The organism is Paenibacillus sp. FSL R5-0470 (assembly GCF_037975205.1).
Taxonomy (GTDB): domain Bacteria; phylum Bacillota; class Bacilli; order Paenibacillales; family Paenibacillaceae; genus Paenibacillus_AQ.
Window position 1 is genome coordinate 3,628,431 of record NZ_CP150238.1, and the last position, 15,417, is coordinate 3,643,847.

General features: G+C 41.1%; 17 protein-coding genes. 3 read left to right on the forward strand and 14 right to left on the reverse strand.

Going from position 1 to position 15,417, the window contains the following annotated elements:
• Positions 1 to 132: 132 nt before the first annotated feature.
• From MKY99_RS15810 to MKY99_RS15855, 10 genes are all read right to left on the reverse strand, one after another.
• On the reverse strand, positions 133 to 1,071 hold the full coding sequence (locus tag MKY99_RS15810; RefSeq protein WP_339264900.1) for an alpha/beta hydrolase: 939 nt from the start codon (positions 1,069 to 1,071) through the stop codon (positions 133 to 135).
• A 276-nt stretch (positions 1,072 to 1,347) separates the two neighbouring features.
• The gene (locus MKY99_RS15815; protein ID WP_149647472.1) at positions 1,348 to 1,572 is read right to left on the reverse strand and encodes a DUF896 domain-containing protein; all 225 of its coding nucleotides are present in this window, start codon (positions 1,570 to 1,572) and stop codon (positions 1,348 to 1,350) included.
• 62 nt (positions 1,573 to 1,634) lie between these two features.
• Entirely contained in the window at positions 1,635 to 2,051 is a 417-nt protein-coding gene (locus MKY99_RS15820) for a MarR family transcriptional regulator (protein ID WP_339264902.1), read from the reverse strand.
• A gap of 146 nt (positions 2,052 to 2,197) precedes the next feature.
• Complete coding sequence (locus tag MKY99_RS15825) at positions 2,198 to 3,295, reverse strand: HAMP domain-containing sensor histidine kinase (protein ID WP_339264904.1); 1,098 nt, start codon at positions 3,293 to 3,295, stop codon at positions 2,198 to 2,200.
• Positions 3,296 to 3,378: 83 nt separating this feature from the next.
• Complete coding sequence (locus MKY99_RS15830) at positions 3,379 to 4,017, reverse strand: ABC-2 transporter permease (protein ID WP_339264906.1); 639 nt, start codon at positions 4,015 to 4,017, stop codon at positions 3,379 to 3,381.
• A 17-nt stretch (positions 4,018 to 4,034) separates the two neighbouring features.
• Positions 4,035 to 4,670, reverse strand: coding sequence for an ABC-2 transporter permease (locus tag MKY99_RS15835; RefSeq protein WP_339264908.1), 636 nt, complete (start codon positions 4,668 to 4,670; stop codon positions 4,035 to 4,037).
• Entirely contained in the window at positions 4,663 to 5,532 is an 870-nt protein-coding gene (locus MKY99_RS15840) for an ABC transporter ATP-binding protein (RefSeq protein ID WP_339264910.1), read from the reverse strand. The genes MKY99_RS15835 and MKY99_RS15840 overlap by 8 nt, the downstream gene beginning before the upstream one ends.
• The gene (locus MKY99_RS15845) at positions 5,529 to 5,909 is read right to left on the reverse strand and encodes a GntR family transcriptional regulator (RefSeq protein ID WP_042188506.1); all 381 of its coding nucleotides are present in this window, start codon (positions 5,907 to 5,909) and stop codon (positions 5,529 to 5,531) included. The genes MKY99_RS15840 and MKY99_RS15845 overlap by 4 nt, the downstream gene beginning before the upstream one ends.
• Before the next feature lie 161 nt (positions 5,910 to 6,070).
• Entirely contained in the window at positions 6,071 to 6,748 is a 678-nt protein-coding gene (locus MKY99_RS15850) for a succinylglutamate desuccinylase/aspartoacylase family protein (RefSeq protein WP_339271671.1), read from the reverse strand.
• Positions 6,749 to 6,878: 130 nt separating this feature from the next.
• Entirely contained in the window at positions 6,879 to 8,177 is a 1,299-nt protein-coding gene (locus MKY99_RS15855; RefSeq protein ID WP_339264912.1) for an alpha-glucosidase/alpha-galactosidase, read from the reverse strand.
• 254 nt (positions 8,178 to 8,431) lie between these two features.
• On the opposite strand from MKY99_RS15855, the gene MKY99_RS15860 reads away from it, so the two are divergent.
• Positions 8,432 to 9,295 (forward strand): AraC family transcriptional regulator, encoded by an 864-nt coding sequence (locus MKY99_RS15860; protein ID WP_339264915.1) that lies wholly within the window; start codon positions 8,432 to 8,434, stop codon positions 9,293 to 9,295.
• Positions 9,296 to 9,306: 11 nt separating this feature from the next.
• Here MKY99_RS15860 and MKY99_RS15865 read toward each other — a convergent pair whose 3' ends face one another.
• Positions 9,307 to 9,831: a GrpB family protein gene (locus MKY99_RS15865; protein ID WP_339264917.1), complete on the reverse strand. Its 525-nt coding sequence runs from the start codon at positions 9,829 to 9,831 to the stop codon at positions 9,307 to 9,309.
• Positions 9,828 to 11,051: an MFS transporter gene (locus MKY99_RS15870; protein WP_339264919.1), complete on the reverse strand. Its 1,224-nt coding sequence runs from the start codon at positions 11,049 to 11,051 to the stop codon at positions 9,828 to 9,830. The genes MKY99_RS15865 and MKY99_RS15870 overlap by 4 nt, the downstream gene beginning before the upstream one ends.
• 175 nt (positions 11,052 to 11,226) lie before the next feature.
• On the opposite strand from MKY99_RS15870, the gene MKY99_RS15875 reads away from it, so the two are divergent.
• Both MKY99_RS15875 and MKY99_RS15880 read left to right on the forward strand, forming a co-directional pair.
• Positions 11,227 to 12,006, forward strand: coding sequence for a GNAT family N-acetyltransferase (locus tag MKY99_RS15875; RefSeq protein WP_339264921.1), 780 nt, complete (start codon positions 11,227 to 11,229; stop codon positions 12,004 to 12,006).
• Between the two features lie 24 nt (positions 12,007 to 12,030).
• Entirely contained in the window at positions 12,031 to 12,345 is a 315-nt protein-coding gene (locus tag MKY99_RS15880) for a DUF4190 domain-containing protein (protein ID WP_076298693.1), read from the forward strand.
• 78 nt (positions 12,346 to 12,423) lie between these two features.
• Here the strand turns inward: MKY99_RS15880 and MKY99_RS15885 are convergent, their stop codons facing one another.
• A complete protein-coding gene (locus tag MKY99_RS15885; RefSeq protein WP_339264924.1) occupies positions 12,424 to 13,608 on the reverse strand; it encodes a response regulator in 1,185 nt (394 codons plus the stop codon).
• Complete coding sequence (locus MKY99_RS15890) at positions 13,589 to 15,370, reverse strand: sensor histidine kinase (protein WP_339264926.1); 1,782 nt, start codon at positions 15,368 to 15,370, stop codon at positions 13,589 to 13,591. The genes MKY99_RS15885 and MKY99_RS15890 overlap by 20 nt, the downstream gene beginning before the upstream one ends.
• Positions 15,371 to 15,417: the final 47 nt, after the last annotated feature.

The following is a 15,417-nucleotide window of genomic DNA, read 5'->3' on the forward strand; positions in this document are numbered from 1 at the left end:
GGATATAGAGTGCCCACAATTGCGTTGATCAATCATCTTTTTTTAGAATCACGCTGGTGAATCGTACTTTAATCCATAAGAAAACGCCGAATGATTCACTATATGAATCGTTCGACGTTTTCTTATTTACTTTTATTTTATCTCACTCATGAAGTTTCTGAAGTTCTCCACGATTTCTTTCGATCGGGTATGGTGTAAATAATGATCGCCTTCAAACATCATCATCTTCCCATGCAAGGAATCTTTGATCTGTTCTTCATGTAAAGCTGCCCAGCCCTCAACATCCGAATTATCTTTTACTAAGAAGAACATCACGGGAAGTTCTTTAGGGAACTTTAAGTTTTCTGCGGCTTTGAAGTTGCTTGAGAAATGATCTGCTTCGTTGATGATGTTCGGATTCATCATGTTTTTAAGCGAAAGCACTCTATTTTGCTCTTTCGTTTTAGCATCAACATCGGGTGCAATGATTTGATCAGGCGAGAGTTTAACCAGCAATCTGTAGAAACCTGATTGTTTAAGTGATTTTAAGGCTGCTGTTGGAAGTTCATCGCCGGCTCCTTGTGCCGGAACACTGCTGTCGATCCCTACGAATGCACTAACTTCGTTTTTGTATTTGTTCACATAGTCTAGAGCATAAATTCCGGATATGGAGTGTCCCATCAGAATATAACGGTCTATATTTAATTGTTGTAAACTTTCATGTAACTCACTCACTATATTTTCAGTACTTCGTTCTTTTTCCGTGATATCACTTAATCCATAGCCAAATGGCTCAATTACAACCACTTTATAAAATGGAGATAACTCGTCTACAAGCGGCTTAAAATCAATACCCGGCGCTGCAGTTCCATATCCTGGTAATAATACTACCGTCTCTTCACCATTTCCTTGAATCGTGACGTTCATTTTTTTTCCATCTACAGGTACAAGCTGACCATAGGGTTCAATTTTTCCTTTCTCGATTTTGTTGCAGATCACATTAACAGTAAAAACAATGGCTAGAAAAAGCGCTATGGCTATGACTATAACTCCTATTGCTTTCAGTAAAAAGAAAAATGTCTTTTTCATCATGTAATTCCCGCTCCCCACATATTTATATCTTCTCTTCTGTCCATTTCATTCTAACAATCCAGTCTTAGATCCTGTGAAACACAAGTTTAAGTGAACCTTAACTTTCAGCATCAGCTAACAAAATCAAATTAAGCTTCCGTTAAGATAATTTTTATAAATATGATTCCATTTTCGTCCATTTGATATCAAAAAAAAACACCTTTAGATATTCGCTGATTAGCCATAAGACCATTCAACGATATTCTAAAGGTGTAAATTCACTTCATTAGCTAAAGATTAGTTCAAAGATTCTTTACGCGATAAACGAATTTTTTCAGGCGTAACATCATTTCCCTCAGGATCTACAATCGTTACTCCCGATAGACTGTTACGAACTTGTCCACGAATTTCACGTAGATAATCTTCACGCAAAGCGATCTGTTCCACCCATTCACTTTTTGTCAGACCTTCTTCACGTTCTTTCCTGGCTAGTTCATTAATACGAGTCAAACTGGTAATCATCTATGTTCCTCTTTTCTAAGTTTTGATTAGCTTGCTAATGGATGTGGTGAGTAATGCCAGATTCAAGATAAATTATCCGCCATCTGTTTCATAAGCCTTCTTAATAATAAACGTTCTTCGGGTAAAATTCCTGTTAATAATTTATCCAGTTGCTTATTCCATATACGTTCCACAGGTTCACAAAGATTACGTCCGGCTGGAGTTAGATACACTCGGCTTACTCTGCCATCTTCAGGATCTCTTTTTCGAACAACAAACCCATGACTCTCAAGTGATTTCACCATATTCGTAATAGTTGGAGGCTCACAATTCAGACTTTCGCTTAACTGGATCTGTGTCATTCCATCTGATCTCCATAACCGGCATAATAACTGTTCTTGGCCTACATGAAGATTAAATTCTCTAAGCAGCGCTGCATAATCTCTACGCATTTCGGCTGAAATTCTATCCAGTAGTTCTCTTATCTCATCTTCAATCACAGCTTGTTCCCCCGAACCACCTTACAAATTAATTAGCATGCTAATTATATCATGTTTTTAAGAGGATTTCAAAGGTGGACGATTTTTAGATATCACCCACCAACGAATCCTCTTTAGGTTGGTACTTCATCATATAGAAATGATCTTCAATTACTGTTTCTCGGGAGTCTCACTTCAAAGATTGTCCGCACCACACTGCTTTGCGCAGATACGGTTCCATTATGCTGCTCTACTATATTTTTAGTAATAAACAAGCCAAGTCCCGTACTTCCTGTTGGATGTGTTCGTGCACGATCACCCGTGTAAAACATATCAAAAATTCGTGGCAGCTCTTCCGGCTCAATACAATTTCCATAGTTGATTACTTCAACGACTACCTCGTTAGCGTCCAAGTAACCGTGAATATCAATAAATTGACCATCGTTTCCGTATCGGGCCGCATTCGTAAGAAGGTTCTCAAATACACGTGCTAACAATTCCCCGTCACCGTAAATTATCAGAGCTTGTGTCATATCCAATCTGGAGGATAGGCCATTTTTCTCAAAGACTGGATATAATTCTTCATTTAATTGTAAGAGAAGCTCACTGAGATCAATCGAGGATTTCTCAAGCTTAAGCTTGCCGTAATTCATTCTTGTAATTTCAAACAGCTCATCGATTAATTTTTCTAAACGTTGAGATTTGGTATAAGCAATCGTCGTGTAATGCCTGGTCTGTTCAGGCGTTAATTGATTATCTTTCAAAATAAAATCCAAATAACCAATAACCGAGGTTAGGGGTGTACGCAAATCATGCGCCAGATTCAACACGAGTTGATCTTTACTGCTCTCGGCAATGTCTCCCCGCTCAATGGCTTCTTGCATATTCTCAATGGCTAGATTGAGATCATGACCAATCATCCCAAATTCATCTTTGGAGGGTATATCTACTCGTTCGGAGAAATCACCTGACGCTAGTTGATGAATCCCCTTTGATATTTCTTTGAAGTATTTTGCATACGGCTTAGTGAATAAGAAGAAAAATAGAATGGCTAGTGGTATAAAGATAATTAAAAATGTATTTACATCTCCAATATCTCTTATTACATAGCGAACTTTGGTTAGTGGATTCTCAAACTTCACCTCAGAGTGATAATATCGCTGGAGCGCCTTATAGATTAAAAAGGTTATCCCACCGGATACTAGCATACTGGCCATCAGCAGCATAATCATTTTTGTACGAAAACTATAAATCATTTTAGGCATTGGATGTATACCCTTCCCCTACAGTATTTATCGTTGTAGTGATAATGGTATATGAATTCAATCTAAATCTCAAATTATTAACATCAGAGATCCTTCTTCTCAAAAATCCGCAAAGAAATGAGATAAGAACAGCTGAGTAAAAACACGTAAGCGAGTCCTAGTATGATATAAGGAATAAAGCTAGACTTCACACCAAAGCTCTGCCAGTTCTCTAATTCAGGAAACCATTGAAGCAAGCTACCAATCACATTCGGACCAACCATTATAATCATCATAAAAACGAGATTAACCACTTGCGTTCCTTTAGCCCCTAGCCAGTAATGAATCGGTAAATAAAGCATAGCGAGGAGCGGGAAAATAGATATCGCAATACCAACCTCTTGCCAGAAATGAGGGGTCACCTCTTTACCTGTCATAATAATCAGGAGATAGGTAAAAGCAGTTGCTGCCAGCCCAACAAGCGCATACGGAAGGATTGAGAAGTATTTAGCGCGGACAAGCTCTTGTCTCCGCACAGGGAGATTAACGAGAAACCGTTGCGTCATCTGCTGAGTATCCATAGAACAGGAGCTAATCAATAACAGCATGGGTGGCATTACCGTAAATAAACTGAAGCTATGATAGTTCGAGTAAGCTATAAAAATAAAGAAAGGGATGAGCAACATCAGAAATTTACGCAAAAGAATGAAGTCTTTTTGAATAAGATACAATGAATGATACACTATAATTCCTCCTTAGCTTATAACTCTTCCCTGCTAAACATTCGTAGTGAAATCTTATATGAGAAGTACAAGATGAATAGATAAACGATCCCTATCAAAGCTGTCTGTACCAGATGATCCTGCAGCTTTAAGTGGGTTATTGTTAAGAAAAAAGATGAATTGTTGAGTGAAGATCCAGCACTTATCGTGGTTATCGTTACAACTACATTAAAAAGGATATTAAAGTGATAGTTCTTGTTACCAAGCCAATAATGAATCGGCAGATAAATAGACGCAGTCAAAGAAATCATAAATAACGTTAAAGATACCCCTATCCAATACACTGGGCTAATGGAATATCCAAATGAAAAGGAAATTAGAAACAAAGCTAAAGAGCAAACTAAACCGATGAAACTATAAGGAATCAATGATAAGTATTTAGCCAAGACCATCTCTTGCCGACTTACTGGCAGTCCTAAAACAAACTTTGTGTTGTTATTCTGTGCATCCATTGAACAGGAGTATACGAGCAATAGTAAAGATTGAAATGTAGCAAACATACTGGAGCTATCCAATTGTACATATGCGACAAACAAAATACTCAAGAGAAATAAAGGAATGAAATTCCCCAGGAGAATAAAGTCTTTCCGAATCAACAGCAAGAGATTAGACATACAAAGCGTTTCTCTTTACCGTAAAATACATGATTTCTTCCAGGGTAGGTATTTCGCATATCGCTTGATCTCTAAAATACCGCGCCTCCTCAGAATTGTGGTTAAGAAGCCCCTCAAAACCAAGTGCTGTCTCTTTAATCCCAATAAAACACTTCCGCACATCCCGATCAAGCAACTCCTTGTTGCCTTTTACCAGCATATATTTATTAGGTAGAGATTCTTTCATCTCATTAAATACTAGTCGCCCCTCATTTACAAAAACAATATAATCCGCTATCCGGTCTAAATCAGTCGTGTTATGCGTGGAGAAAAGAATAGATTTCTTCTCATCCTGTATATGCTCACTAAGCAGATCAAGCAGTTCTCTTCGGAATATGGGATCAAGACCTGCAGTAGGTTCGTCCATGATGAGCAGATCTGCACCGTGTGATAAAGCAATGGCGAGCGAATACTTCATTTTCATCCCTTTAGAGAGTTCTTTAATCTTTTTCCGCGGGGAAAGCTTGAACATCTCTATGTATTTCCTATAAGTCTCTTTATCCCACTGACTATAAAAGGGAGCAATCATCTTACTCATCTGATCGATGGTTAATTGATCGTAAAAGTAGTTCTCATCGGAAACATACCCAATTCGCTCTTTGTACTTTGCATTCTTTACGGTTGTTTCTTTGCCGAAAATCTCGATACTTCCTTGGTCGGGTTGTACCATACCCATCATCATTTTAATTAATGTTGTTTTCCCTGCCCCATTGGGTCCTATTAACCCCGTAATATATCCTTCCTTGATACCGAACGTAAGTTCGCATAGGCTAAAATGGCCATATTTTTTAGATATTTGATTCAATTGAATGACATCGTTCATTCTGTCTCCTCCTCATACAGCAATTTCAACATCTCACTGAACTCAGCAAAATCAATCCCTAACATTTTACTCTCGTCGATAATCTCCTTCATTTTGTTCTCCATGATCCGTAACCGTTGTTCACGAATAAACTCCTGATCCGCACCAGAAACAAAGGAGCCTTTTCCCACAATGGAATTGATAAGCCCTTCTCTCTCCAGTTCTTCGTAAGCTCGTTTTGTTGTAATTACGCTAATCTGCAGCTCTTTAGCTAACAGTCGAATAGAAGGTAAAGGCGTACCTGAGACTAACTCTCCTTGCAGGATCATCTGGCGGATCTGACTTACAATCTGTGCATAGATGGGCTCACCGGAAGTGTTGGATATCAATATGTTCATGAACTCGTGCCCTCACTCCTAGTTTATGTGTGTTCAATGTATATATGTAATATATACACTATACTCATTGTTGTCAATGATCTTTCAAAATCCACAAAAAACAAGCCGATTCCTATGAACTCAGGGTCAGCTTGCTTGACATTCAGCTTATATAATCATCATCACATTAATCCAGCGCTTCTTAAAAAGCGACTAACAATGTCTATCTGATAGCGAATACGAAGGTCACGATCAAGACTCCAGCATGTTTCCACAGTAAATGCCTTCGCTCCTATGATGCGGGAGACGGCTGAACGTGACGAGCCGGGGCGCTCTCGTAATCGGATATTAAAATGATAAGAAGTATTAGCGATTGTACGATTAATGTCTTTTATGAGACGTCTTGCCGTAACCGTACCTTGGCTCCCCGGCTTAATAATAATAGACTGACCGAGGCGTTTCGGATTTCTTTGAGACAAACCGTTCGCTTCATGGAGATCAAGGTACCAGGAGGGGCGATAACGCCGTACTAATTGAAGCAAGGCTACGGATAACGGATGTTTGGCAGATCCATTCCGAGTACGCGGAAACGTTCGGTTCAAATCGGGCACACCCCGAATTCGTTTGCGATAAGCTTTTTGATTCATGAGGGGAACAATAATAAGCGTACCACGGTAAATATATAGTTCTCCTTGTCTTAAGTGATTCACGATGTTTTTCGCCGCACGAATGCTTGCCGTTTCATTCCCGTGTATGCCGGACACCACCATAAACACAGGACCAGGAAGCCCACCTCTGATCACGTAATAAGGGGTGGCATGGGATGTGGACGATGCTAAAGTATAATTCTCAACGATCATCATGCTTCACCTCCGCATTTAGGTGTCCATATATTTGTATTCCGTAGGACCCCAGTTGTCCTAGACAGATAAGCAAAAAAAGCCTGATTTCTCAGGCTTTAGAATTATAAAATTGTAACAATATGAAATTTTATTTATACGCGGGCAACCAATCTCCATGGGCTGTGATCAGCTCATCACACATATTCGTAATGTCATCCATCGACAGTTCGGCGGCAGTGTGCGGATCGAGCATAGCTGCGTGATAAATATGCTCTCTCTTATGAGTAATCGCTGCTTCGATTGTTAACAATTGTGTATTAATGTTCGTACGATTCAGTGCGGCACACTGCGGAGGCAGATCTCCCACGAAGGTTGGAGTGACACCACTGCGGTCTACAAGGCACGGAACTTCTACACATGCTTCTTTCGGAAGATTGGTGATAAGACCTGTATTCATAACATTACCACCAATTTTGAAAGGTACATTCGTTTCGATGGCTTCCATAATGTAGGACGCATATTCATGCGAACGTTCATGTACAAGCTCTTTGTTATTTACTAATTCTTCACGCATCTTCTGCCACCGTTCAATTTGTTCTACACAGCGGCGTGGGTACTCGTCGAGTGGAATTTGAAAGCGTTCGATGAGCTCAGGATAATTACGTTTGATAAAATAAGGATGATACTCTGCGTTATGTTCTGAAGACTCCGTAATATAGTAACCAAATTTAAGCATCATTTCATAACGAACCATATCCCCGTGATGCTCTTTCTGCTTATCGGCAGCGCGGCGTTTGATTTCCGGATATAAGTCCTCTCCGTCCTTCGTAACCTCGAGTAGCCAAGCCATATGGTTAATCCCTGCAATCTTAGCCTGTACACCCGTCTGATCCATTCCCAGATGCTCGAATAAGCCTGGAATACAATGCTGTACGCTATGACATAATCCAACAGTCTTCACACCACCATAAGTGTTCATCACATTGGTCAATACTGCCATTGGATTCGTATAATTCATGAACAGAGCATCTGGACAAACCTCTCTCACATCTGCCGCAAAATCAAGCATGACAGGAATCGTGCGTAAGTTGCGGAAAATACCACCGATACCAACCGTGTCCGCAATCGTTTGACGCAAGCCATATTTCTTCGGAATTTCAAAGTCTGTAATGGTACAAGGATCGTAACCCCCGACCTGAATCGCATTAATCACATATTTAGCTCCGCGCAAAGCTTCCTTACGATCCGTATAGGATTTCACGATACAAGTACTGCCACTACTTGCTTTTATATTACTCAGCATATTCTCGGAATCTTTCAGGCGCTGAAGATCAATATCATATAGGGCAAGCTCAAAGCCTTGAAGGGCTGGAGTTCTCATGCAATCTCCTAAAACATTCTTTGCAAATACAGTACTACCCGCTCCGATAAATGTAATTTTGGACATATGAAATATTCCTCCTTAAGTAGTGAGTTCTACGGTCTCGACATCGCTAGCCACTCAGAAAACCTCAATGAATTCCCCTTATAAACACTAGAATGTCAAAGGATATCCGTCTCTCTCTTCACTATTCACTATAAATGAGAGCGGTCTCAATGAGTATGGAGAAATACAATTCATATATGGATATTTGTTGCATTTAAGTGGCCCGTCCTATAATCTAAATGTAATTCAAATCACGTATAGGAGGTCATAAGCAAATGGCTTCAGAGCATTATCATTTCACAGCAGGGTTTAATCTTGCTCCAGATGAAATCGACCTAACTGTATTGTTCAGCGGAGAAGGTAAACCGGTCCCGGGACATAAGATGGGGCCTTCTGTTCACGATTACTACCTTATACATACCGTAATGGATGGAAAGGGTGTGTTTCAGAGTGGAAGTAACTCTCATATATGTGGTACGGGAGATACCTTTGTTATTTTCCCAGGGGCATTATTCAGCTATCAGGCAGACATGGAACAGCCTTGGACTTATGTATGGGTAGCCTTGCAAGGAGAAGCCGTTCAGCAGCTATTTAAAGAAGTGGGGATTACACCGGACAAGCCGTTAATACACTTAGATAACCTTATAGAGATACATAACTTGTATGAGCATATTCGTTTTTCCTTTCAGCAGTCTGCTTATCCAAGGTTGGAAAGTTTGGAGGCTTCTGGGTGGCTGCGCCTTCTGGTGCACAAATTCGGACTTGCGAACATAGGTTCGCTAACCCCTAAATCCGCACAATTACCGGATGTTATCGACCGCCAGATCAATCAAGCGATCCGCTGGATCTCTCTCCAATTCCATCAACAGATCAGTATCGACCACATGGCGTCCTCTCTTGGTTATCATAGGGCACACCTCTCTAAGGCCTTTAAGCAAAAGATCGGAATGTCACCCAAGCAATATTTGTTAAAGGTTCGCATGGATAAAGCAAAGGAACTGCTTGGAGGAACGCTCACCATCGACCAGGTATCCTCTTCGGTCGGTTTCAATGATGCGTTGTATTTCTCCAAACAGTTCCGTAAATGGAGCGGCATGTCCCCCAGTGAATATCGAAACCATCTTCGATCTGGCACATGATTCCTTATGGGTTATTTCATGGCATTCGATAAAATCGAGGTGACAAACGCTGTCTTTCCTTCACAGTAAGCATCCATATCGTAGCGATGTTGTTCCGCCAAATGCTGTTTGACTTCTGCATATGCTTGGCGTGCTTCCGCATTTGAACGGAGATAGTCTCTAAAAGCGATATGCTCCAAATACCCTTTTCCATCCTTAGGGCATACATACAGATGATATTTCATGAATTCGTCCGCTTGACCTCTTTTGAAGGCTTCCCTTCCCTCGATTCCCAAGTTCCCTTGATGTTCATAGCCATGCTGTTGTAGACGTTCTATGATTTGTGGGAGTACATCGTAGCTATCCATTACAAGATCAAGATCTATGATGGGTTTAGCAGCGAGCCCTTCAATGGAAGTACTCCCCACATGCTCTATCGTAATAATGAGGTCGCCAACATAAGATAACAACTGTTCTCTTATTCTATCGAATTCTACCTTCCACTCTGGATCATATGGGACAACTTCTACGACTTTCGTCTTCTGAGCGATGCTCATGCACCTCCTGCGTTGAATTTCTTCTTCTCAATTCCTCTATAGACTATCCATATGCATATAGCGGCCACAATTAGTATTCCACCCATCAGACAGACGCCATTCCAGCCCCAATGCTGCCATGCAAAGCTTCCAAGTGTTGATCCAATAGCTCCACCTGTAAAAGTGCTAACCATAAACACCGTATTTATTCGGCTGCGCGCCGCCGGCTCAAGTGCATAGATTCGTGTTTGGTTACTAACCTGTGACCCTTGTACTCCAAGATCCAGGATAATAACACCGGCAATCAGACTCCAAATTGTAAATCCAGCTAAACCGAAGAATCCATAAGCAATCAATGTCAGCAATAGTAGTATACCTACTATTTTTTTCGGTGCGATCCTATCAGCTAACCTACCGATAAATGGAGCGCCCGCAGCACCTGCTACACCAATCAACCCAAACAAGCCTGTGATAGAGCTACTATAGTGGTAAGGTTTACCTTCTAGAAAGAAAGCCAGTGAAGTCCAGAACACGCTGAAGCCACCAAACATACAAGCACCAATCAATGATGCTTCACGAAGCGTCGAATATCTGCGAATCAAATTCCCCATTGATTTCAGTAGATCTGTATAGGATGAATTATTTTCTGGTTTCGTCTTTGGAATTAGTTGGTATAAGATAAGGGATAACAATAGCATTATAGCTGCGGCAATCCAGTACATGGCTCTCCAGCCGAACATATCTCCTATAATTCCGGATATTGTTCTTGCAAGCAAAATACCAAAAAACAGCCCGCTCATTACTGTTCCAATAACCTTTCCTCTTTCTTCTGGCAAAGCGAGCTCCGCCGAGAGAGGAATGATAACCTGCGGCACGACCGTAGTAATGCCAATAGCAAAACTGGCGATATACATCCAAATAAGGTTCTGAGCTGTAGCGAAACCAACAAGTGATAGTGATACAGCAATAAGAAGTCCGGATATTAGTGTTCTTCGTTCACGGATGTCGCCCAACGGAACAAAGAATAACATCCCAAGCGCATAACCGATCTGAGTAAGCATCGATACATATCCTACTGCGTTAGAGGATGCATGGAATGTTCGTCCTATATCGGCCAAAAGGGGCTGATTGTAATACATATTTGCGACACTTAATCCTGATGCAATGGCTAAAATAAGTATGAATTGCTTAGTTAGGCCTCCTCCTACACGAACTGCAGCGGGTGTGATAGATTGTGTCATGAAATTCTGTGCCTCCGATTACGTATGCTGCATTAACAGCAAGCTTTATTTTCCTAATACATTATAGCAGTCACTGTCAAGCTGACGTATTTCTGCGATATAATAATTATCCTAAATACAATGATCTGCATAAGTGCAATTTATATTGAAATATATTGAGCGGGGAGTAAATAACATGCACCAGAATGACCGAATTATGACCAGATTGCGCAAAGAACCGTTAAAGAATGTCAGTTTATTAAAAATGCTAACCTCATTCCATGAAGTCATGGAGTCTCATCTTGTGGAGCAAGGAAATCAATGGGGTGTTTTATTGCTTCTTCCTGCTTCAGCGTACGCATATGATCATAGAGTATATCCTCAAGCGGATTACATCGTATTTATGGATTACAGCAGCCCAGATGTATTTCCGGCTCTGTTTCAATTGTTGCCTCCACAAGCAAAAATTGTTTTTAAACTGCAAGACGTGAACTATACAAAGGCATTATCATCACATTTTTCAATGGAGAAAGTCCGGGGGTTCTACTCATACAGTACAGCTGCGGGACAAATCTTTCCGAAGGACGAAGATGTTGTTATCAGTCATGTGGTTGACGACAGATTAATTCCGCTGTGGGCCGCTAATCATTACACGAAAGACGAAATAGAAGACTATTTTCAAAACGGGGCTTTTTCCGTGTCAATTTTCCTAGACAACAATCCGGTCAGTACCTGCTTAGCGTTCTGTAATGAAGAAACCCTCTGGGAAATCGGCGCTGTGCATACTTTAGAATCCTCTCAAAGAAACGGGTATGCGAAAAAGGTGGTCCAAACCGCCATACAAGAAACGTTAGAACGAGGGTTTATTCCACGCTATCATGTGCTTGAAACAAATCAAGCTTCCATCAGACTAGCTGAATCTATTGGACTCATTCCTTGTGTACAGCTTGAACACTGGATTAACTACATCCAATAACACGCTTGATAGGAGGTGATTTGAATGAGTTATGGGCCGAACGAGAATCAAAACTATTATCCTCCCCCGCCCCCACCAACACCGATGAATGGCAAGTCAATTGCTGGTTTCGTCTTAGGAGTACTTTCCATAATTGTTCCTTATATCGGATTTTTGTTAGGGATTGTAGCGGTTATTCTATCTGCCCTGTCCCTTAAAGAAATACGGATTAGGTATGAGCAAGGAAGAGGCTTAGCTATTGCGGGTCTTGTATGCGGGATTGTCGGCACTCTCCTTTACGCCATAATCATTTTATTTTTCGTTATTTTTATATACGCTGCTTCTAGTTACCCATACTGATCTACACACAAAAAAAAGGATCTCTATAGCCACCCTAATGGCTGCAGAGATCCTTTTTCCTTTCCTATGAACAAAAATTCAGTAGGTTCCGTTGTTAAGCTGCTGACGATACTCCGTAGGAGTTACGAGGAACCGCTTGCGGAACATCTGTGTAAAATGTCGCATGTCCTGATATCCAATACGTTCGGCGATTTCTGCCACCTTAAGCTTCGAGTTTACTAGCAGCAGCTTCGCTTGCTCCAATCGTAAGGATGTCACATATTCTTTATAGCCTTGACCCGTCTTCTGTTTAAATAATTGACTGAAGTAGACCGGATTCAGAAATACAACGGAAGCAATCTTTTCCAAAGTAAGGTCTTCGTAATAGTGTTCCTTTACATATTGCAATGCGATGTCGATGGCTTTTTCGCCACTACCTTTCGCTGGCGTTAAATCCAATACTTGCGAATTCACCGCCTCTCTTAAGCTAGTTACGATCTGAGGTACAGTATTTATATCGTAGCTAAGTCCAGAATGGATCATTTGGAAGGGTGTTTTTAAATATTGCTTCAAATAGGTCCGCCCATCTTCCAGAAAAGATTCTAATCGTGCTTCTTCCCTTAAGGTGATTAATCCCAGCAGACTCTGGCGGTCATAGCTGACCACAAAACCGCTCCCGTCACGCTCTATCAGCTCAGTTAACACATTCTCTACAATAAAATGTTCTATACGAATGTTTTTATCACCCGCATCCATTTGCAGCAAAATCAAATAGAAACATTGATGGTCTTCTATTAATTGGCTGATGTCTAAATTACCGAGATTAAAACCAGAAGCGAGCCTCTGAAATACACCTTCTCTTAAATATTTCAGACTTGACCTTAATCGGTCTTCATCTTTAATAAGCTTATGATCCTGCTCTATTTCTAGCGATAAGTTACTAATAATCTCAAGTAGCTTGCTTTTGCCGATCGGCTTAAGTAGATAATCTCTCGCTCCAAGACGAACGGCCTCCTGCGCATAGGCGAACTCACTGTGTGCAGAGATGACCACCCATTTGACATAAGGATACCGCCGCTTAGAAATCCTCATGAACTCTAGACCATTCATACCGGGCATAAGAATATCTGTTAAGACGATATGGATGAACTGTTCCTCCATAATCTTGACAGCTTCTTCTGTCGACGCAGCAACATGTACACAATAATCTGGATAGATACTTCTTATAGTGCGCTTAATGCCTTCTCGGATCACCCGTTCATCATCAGCTATGAGAATGTTCACGACTAAGCTCTCCTTCCTGCGGAATCGGCAGCATGATAGCAACCTCGGTTCCTTCTCCAGGTAAGCTTCGAATCACAAGACCATAGGATTCTCCGAACATATGCTGGAGCCGCCGATGCAGATTTTGAAGACCGATCCCCATTTTTCCATTTTCTTTCGTTGTTGGTCGATCCAAGGATTCCACCAGCGCATTCAGCTTCTCTGCATCCATACCTTTGCCATTATCTTGAACGACGATGTTCAGCACTCCAGTTTCTTCAAGTATACTCACCTTCAGAATACCTTGACGATCGAGCGATTCCAAGCCATGTTTTACAGCATTTTCAATGACCGGTTGTACAGTCATCTTGGGAAGGCGAACTTCAAACCATCGTTCATCTATATTTATCTCAATCCGTAGACGACCTTCCAGCCGGATAGAAATAATATTTAGATAGTGCCCGATTTGTTCCAGTTCTTCTCGTAGTGTGACTTCTACGTCAACTTCCCAATGACTGCTGTACCGGAACATCGAAGATAGCGAGAGAACAAGTTCACCCAGTTGCTCATTCCCTTCCTCATCCAGCATCCAATAAATCATATCCAGAGTATTGTATAGAAAATGTGGGTTCACTTGAGATTGCAAGGCATGAAGCTCAGCATTCTTCTCACTGACGGAAGAAAGTTTTACCCGCTCGATTAGTTCTTCGATTCGGCGAACCATCCGATTAAACGAAGCAACAAGAATATTAATCTCTTGATAAGATGAAACATTCACCATTCCCCGAAAATTACCGATCTCCACTTGCTTCATCTCTCGAATCACCTTTTTAAGCGGCAAAGAAATCGTTCGTGAAACAATAGAAGCTATCAAAGTAGAGACGAGAACAAGAATCGAAAATACAATGAACAGATACCGTTTCATCTCTACCAACTCTACATTTAGGTCGCGATTAGGAGTGATACTAAGCACCCACCAACCAGAGAAGGACAGTTTAGAAGCGACAAGCAGACGGTTGGCTGTCTGTTCGACCACAACATTCTGGGAGTTCTGTAAAGACGGGAGCTGAGTTAAATCAGGTTCCTGATCTTCGGCAGAGGATACGAATCGTCCATCCTGCGACATTAAATACACCTGGCTATGCTCACCCAGCTTCACATTATCCAGCGCATCCAGAACAGGCTTCGGATTCGTCTCGTACAGAACAATGCCTATCGGTTTGTGTTCATTAAGATCGTAAATCTGACGTCCGAAGGCAAACACAGGACTATCCTCCACTTGATCGATAAGAGAATGTTCATAGACGCCGAGCCAGACCATTTTACCGGAGGAAGCTTGCAGCTGATGGTACCAATCTTCCTTCATATATTCGGGATCAACCACATTCATATAGTTTCCGTAATTATAGATCTTACCTTTATCTGTAATGACATGAATACCTACGAGATCATCCCGAGAATAAAATATAGCTCCCAAAATATTGGTAATCGTCTGTTCATTGATGTAAGCAACCGCGGGCTCAGTGCTTGTCTCATTAATCAAACGTATCAATTCAAAGTTATTGCTGAGTGATTTAGAGAGACTATCATACCCTTTGTACAGTAAGCTGAATAGATCCGCTGTCTGAGCGACATTCTTCTGCGACAAATCACTTATTTTCTCATGAAACTGTACGGTTGTCCGGTTGTAATAGAGCAGACTCACAATTAATAGAATGCTAGACATGCAAAAAAGAAACAGCAAAAACAATCGATGGTGGATGGAATGAAAGCTGTTTCTCAAAAAGGCTTCCCTCCTCAAACTCATCTGTCCTGCTGCTTCTTCATTAT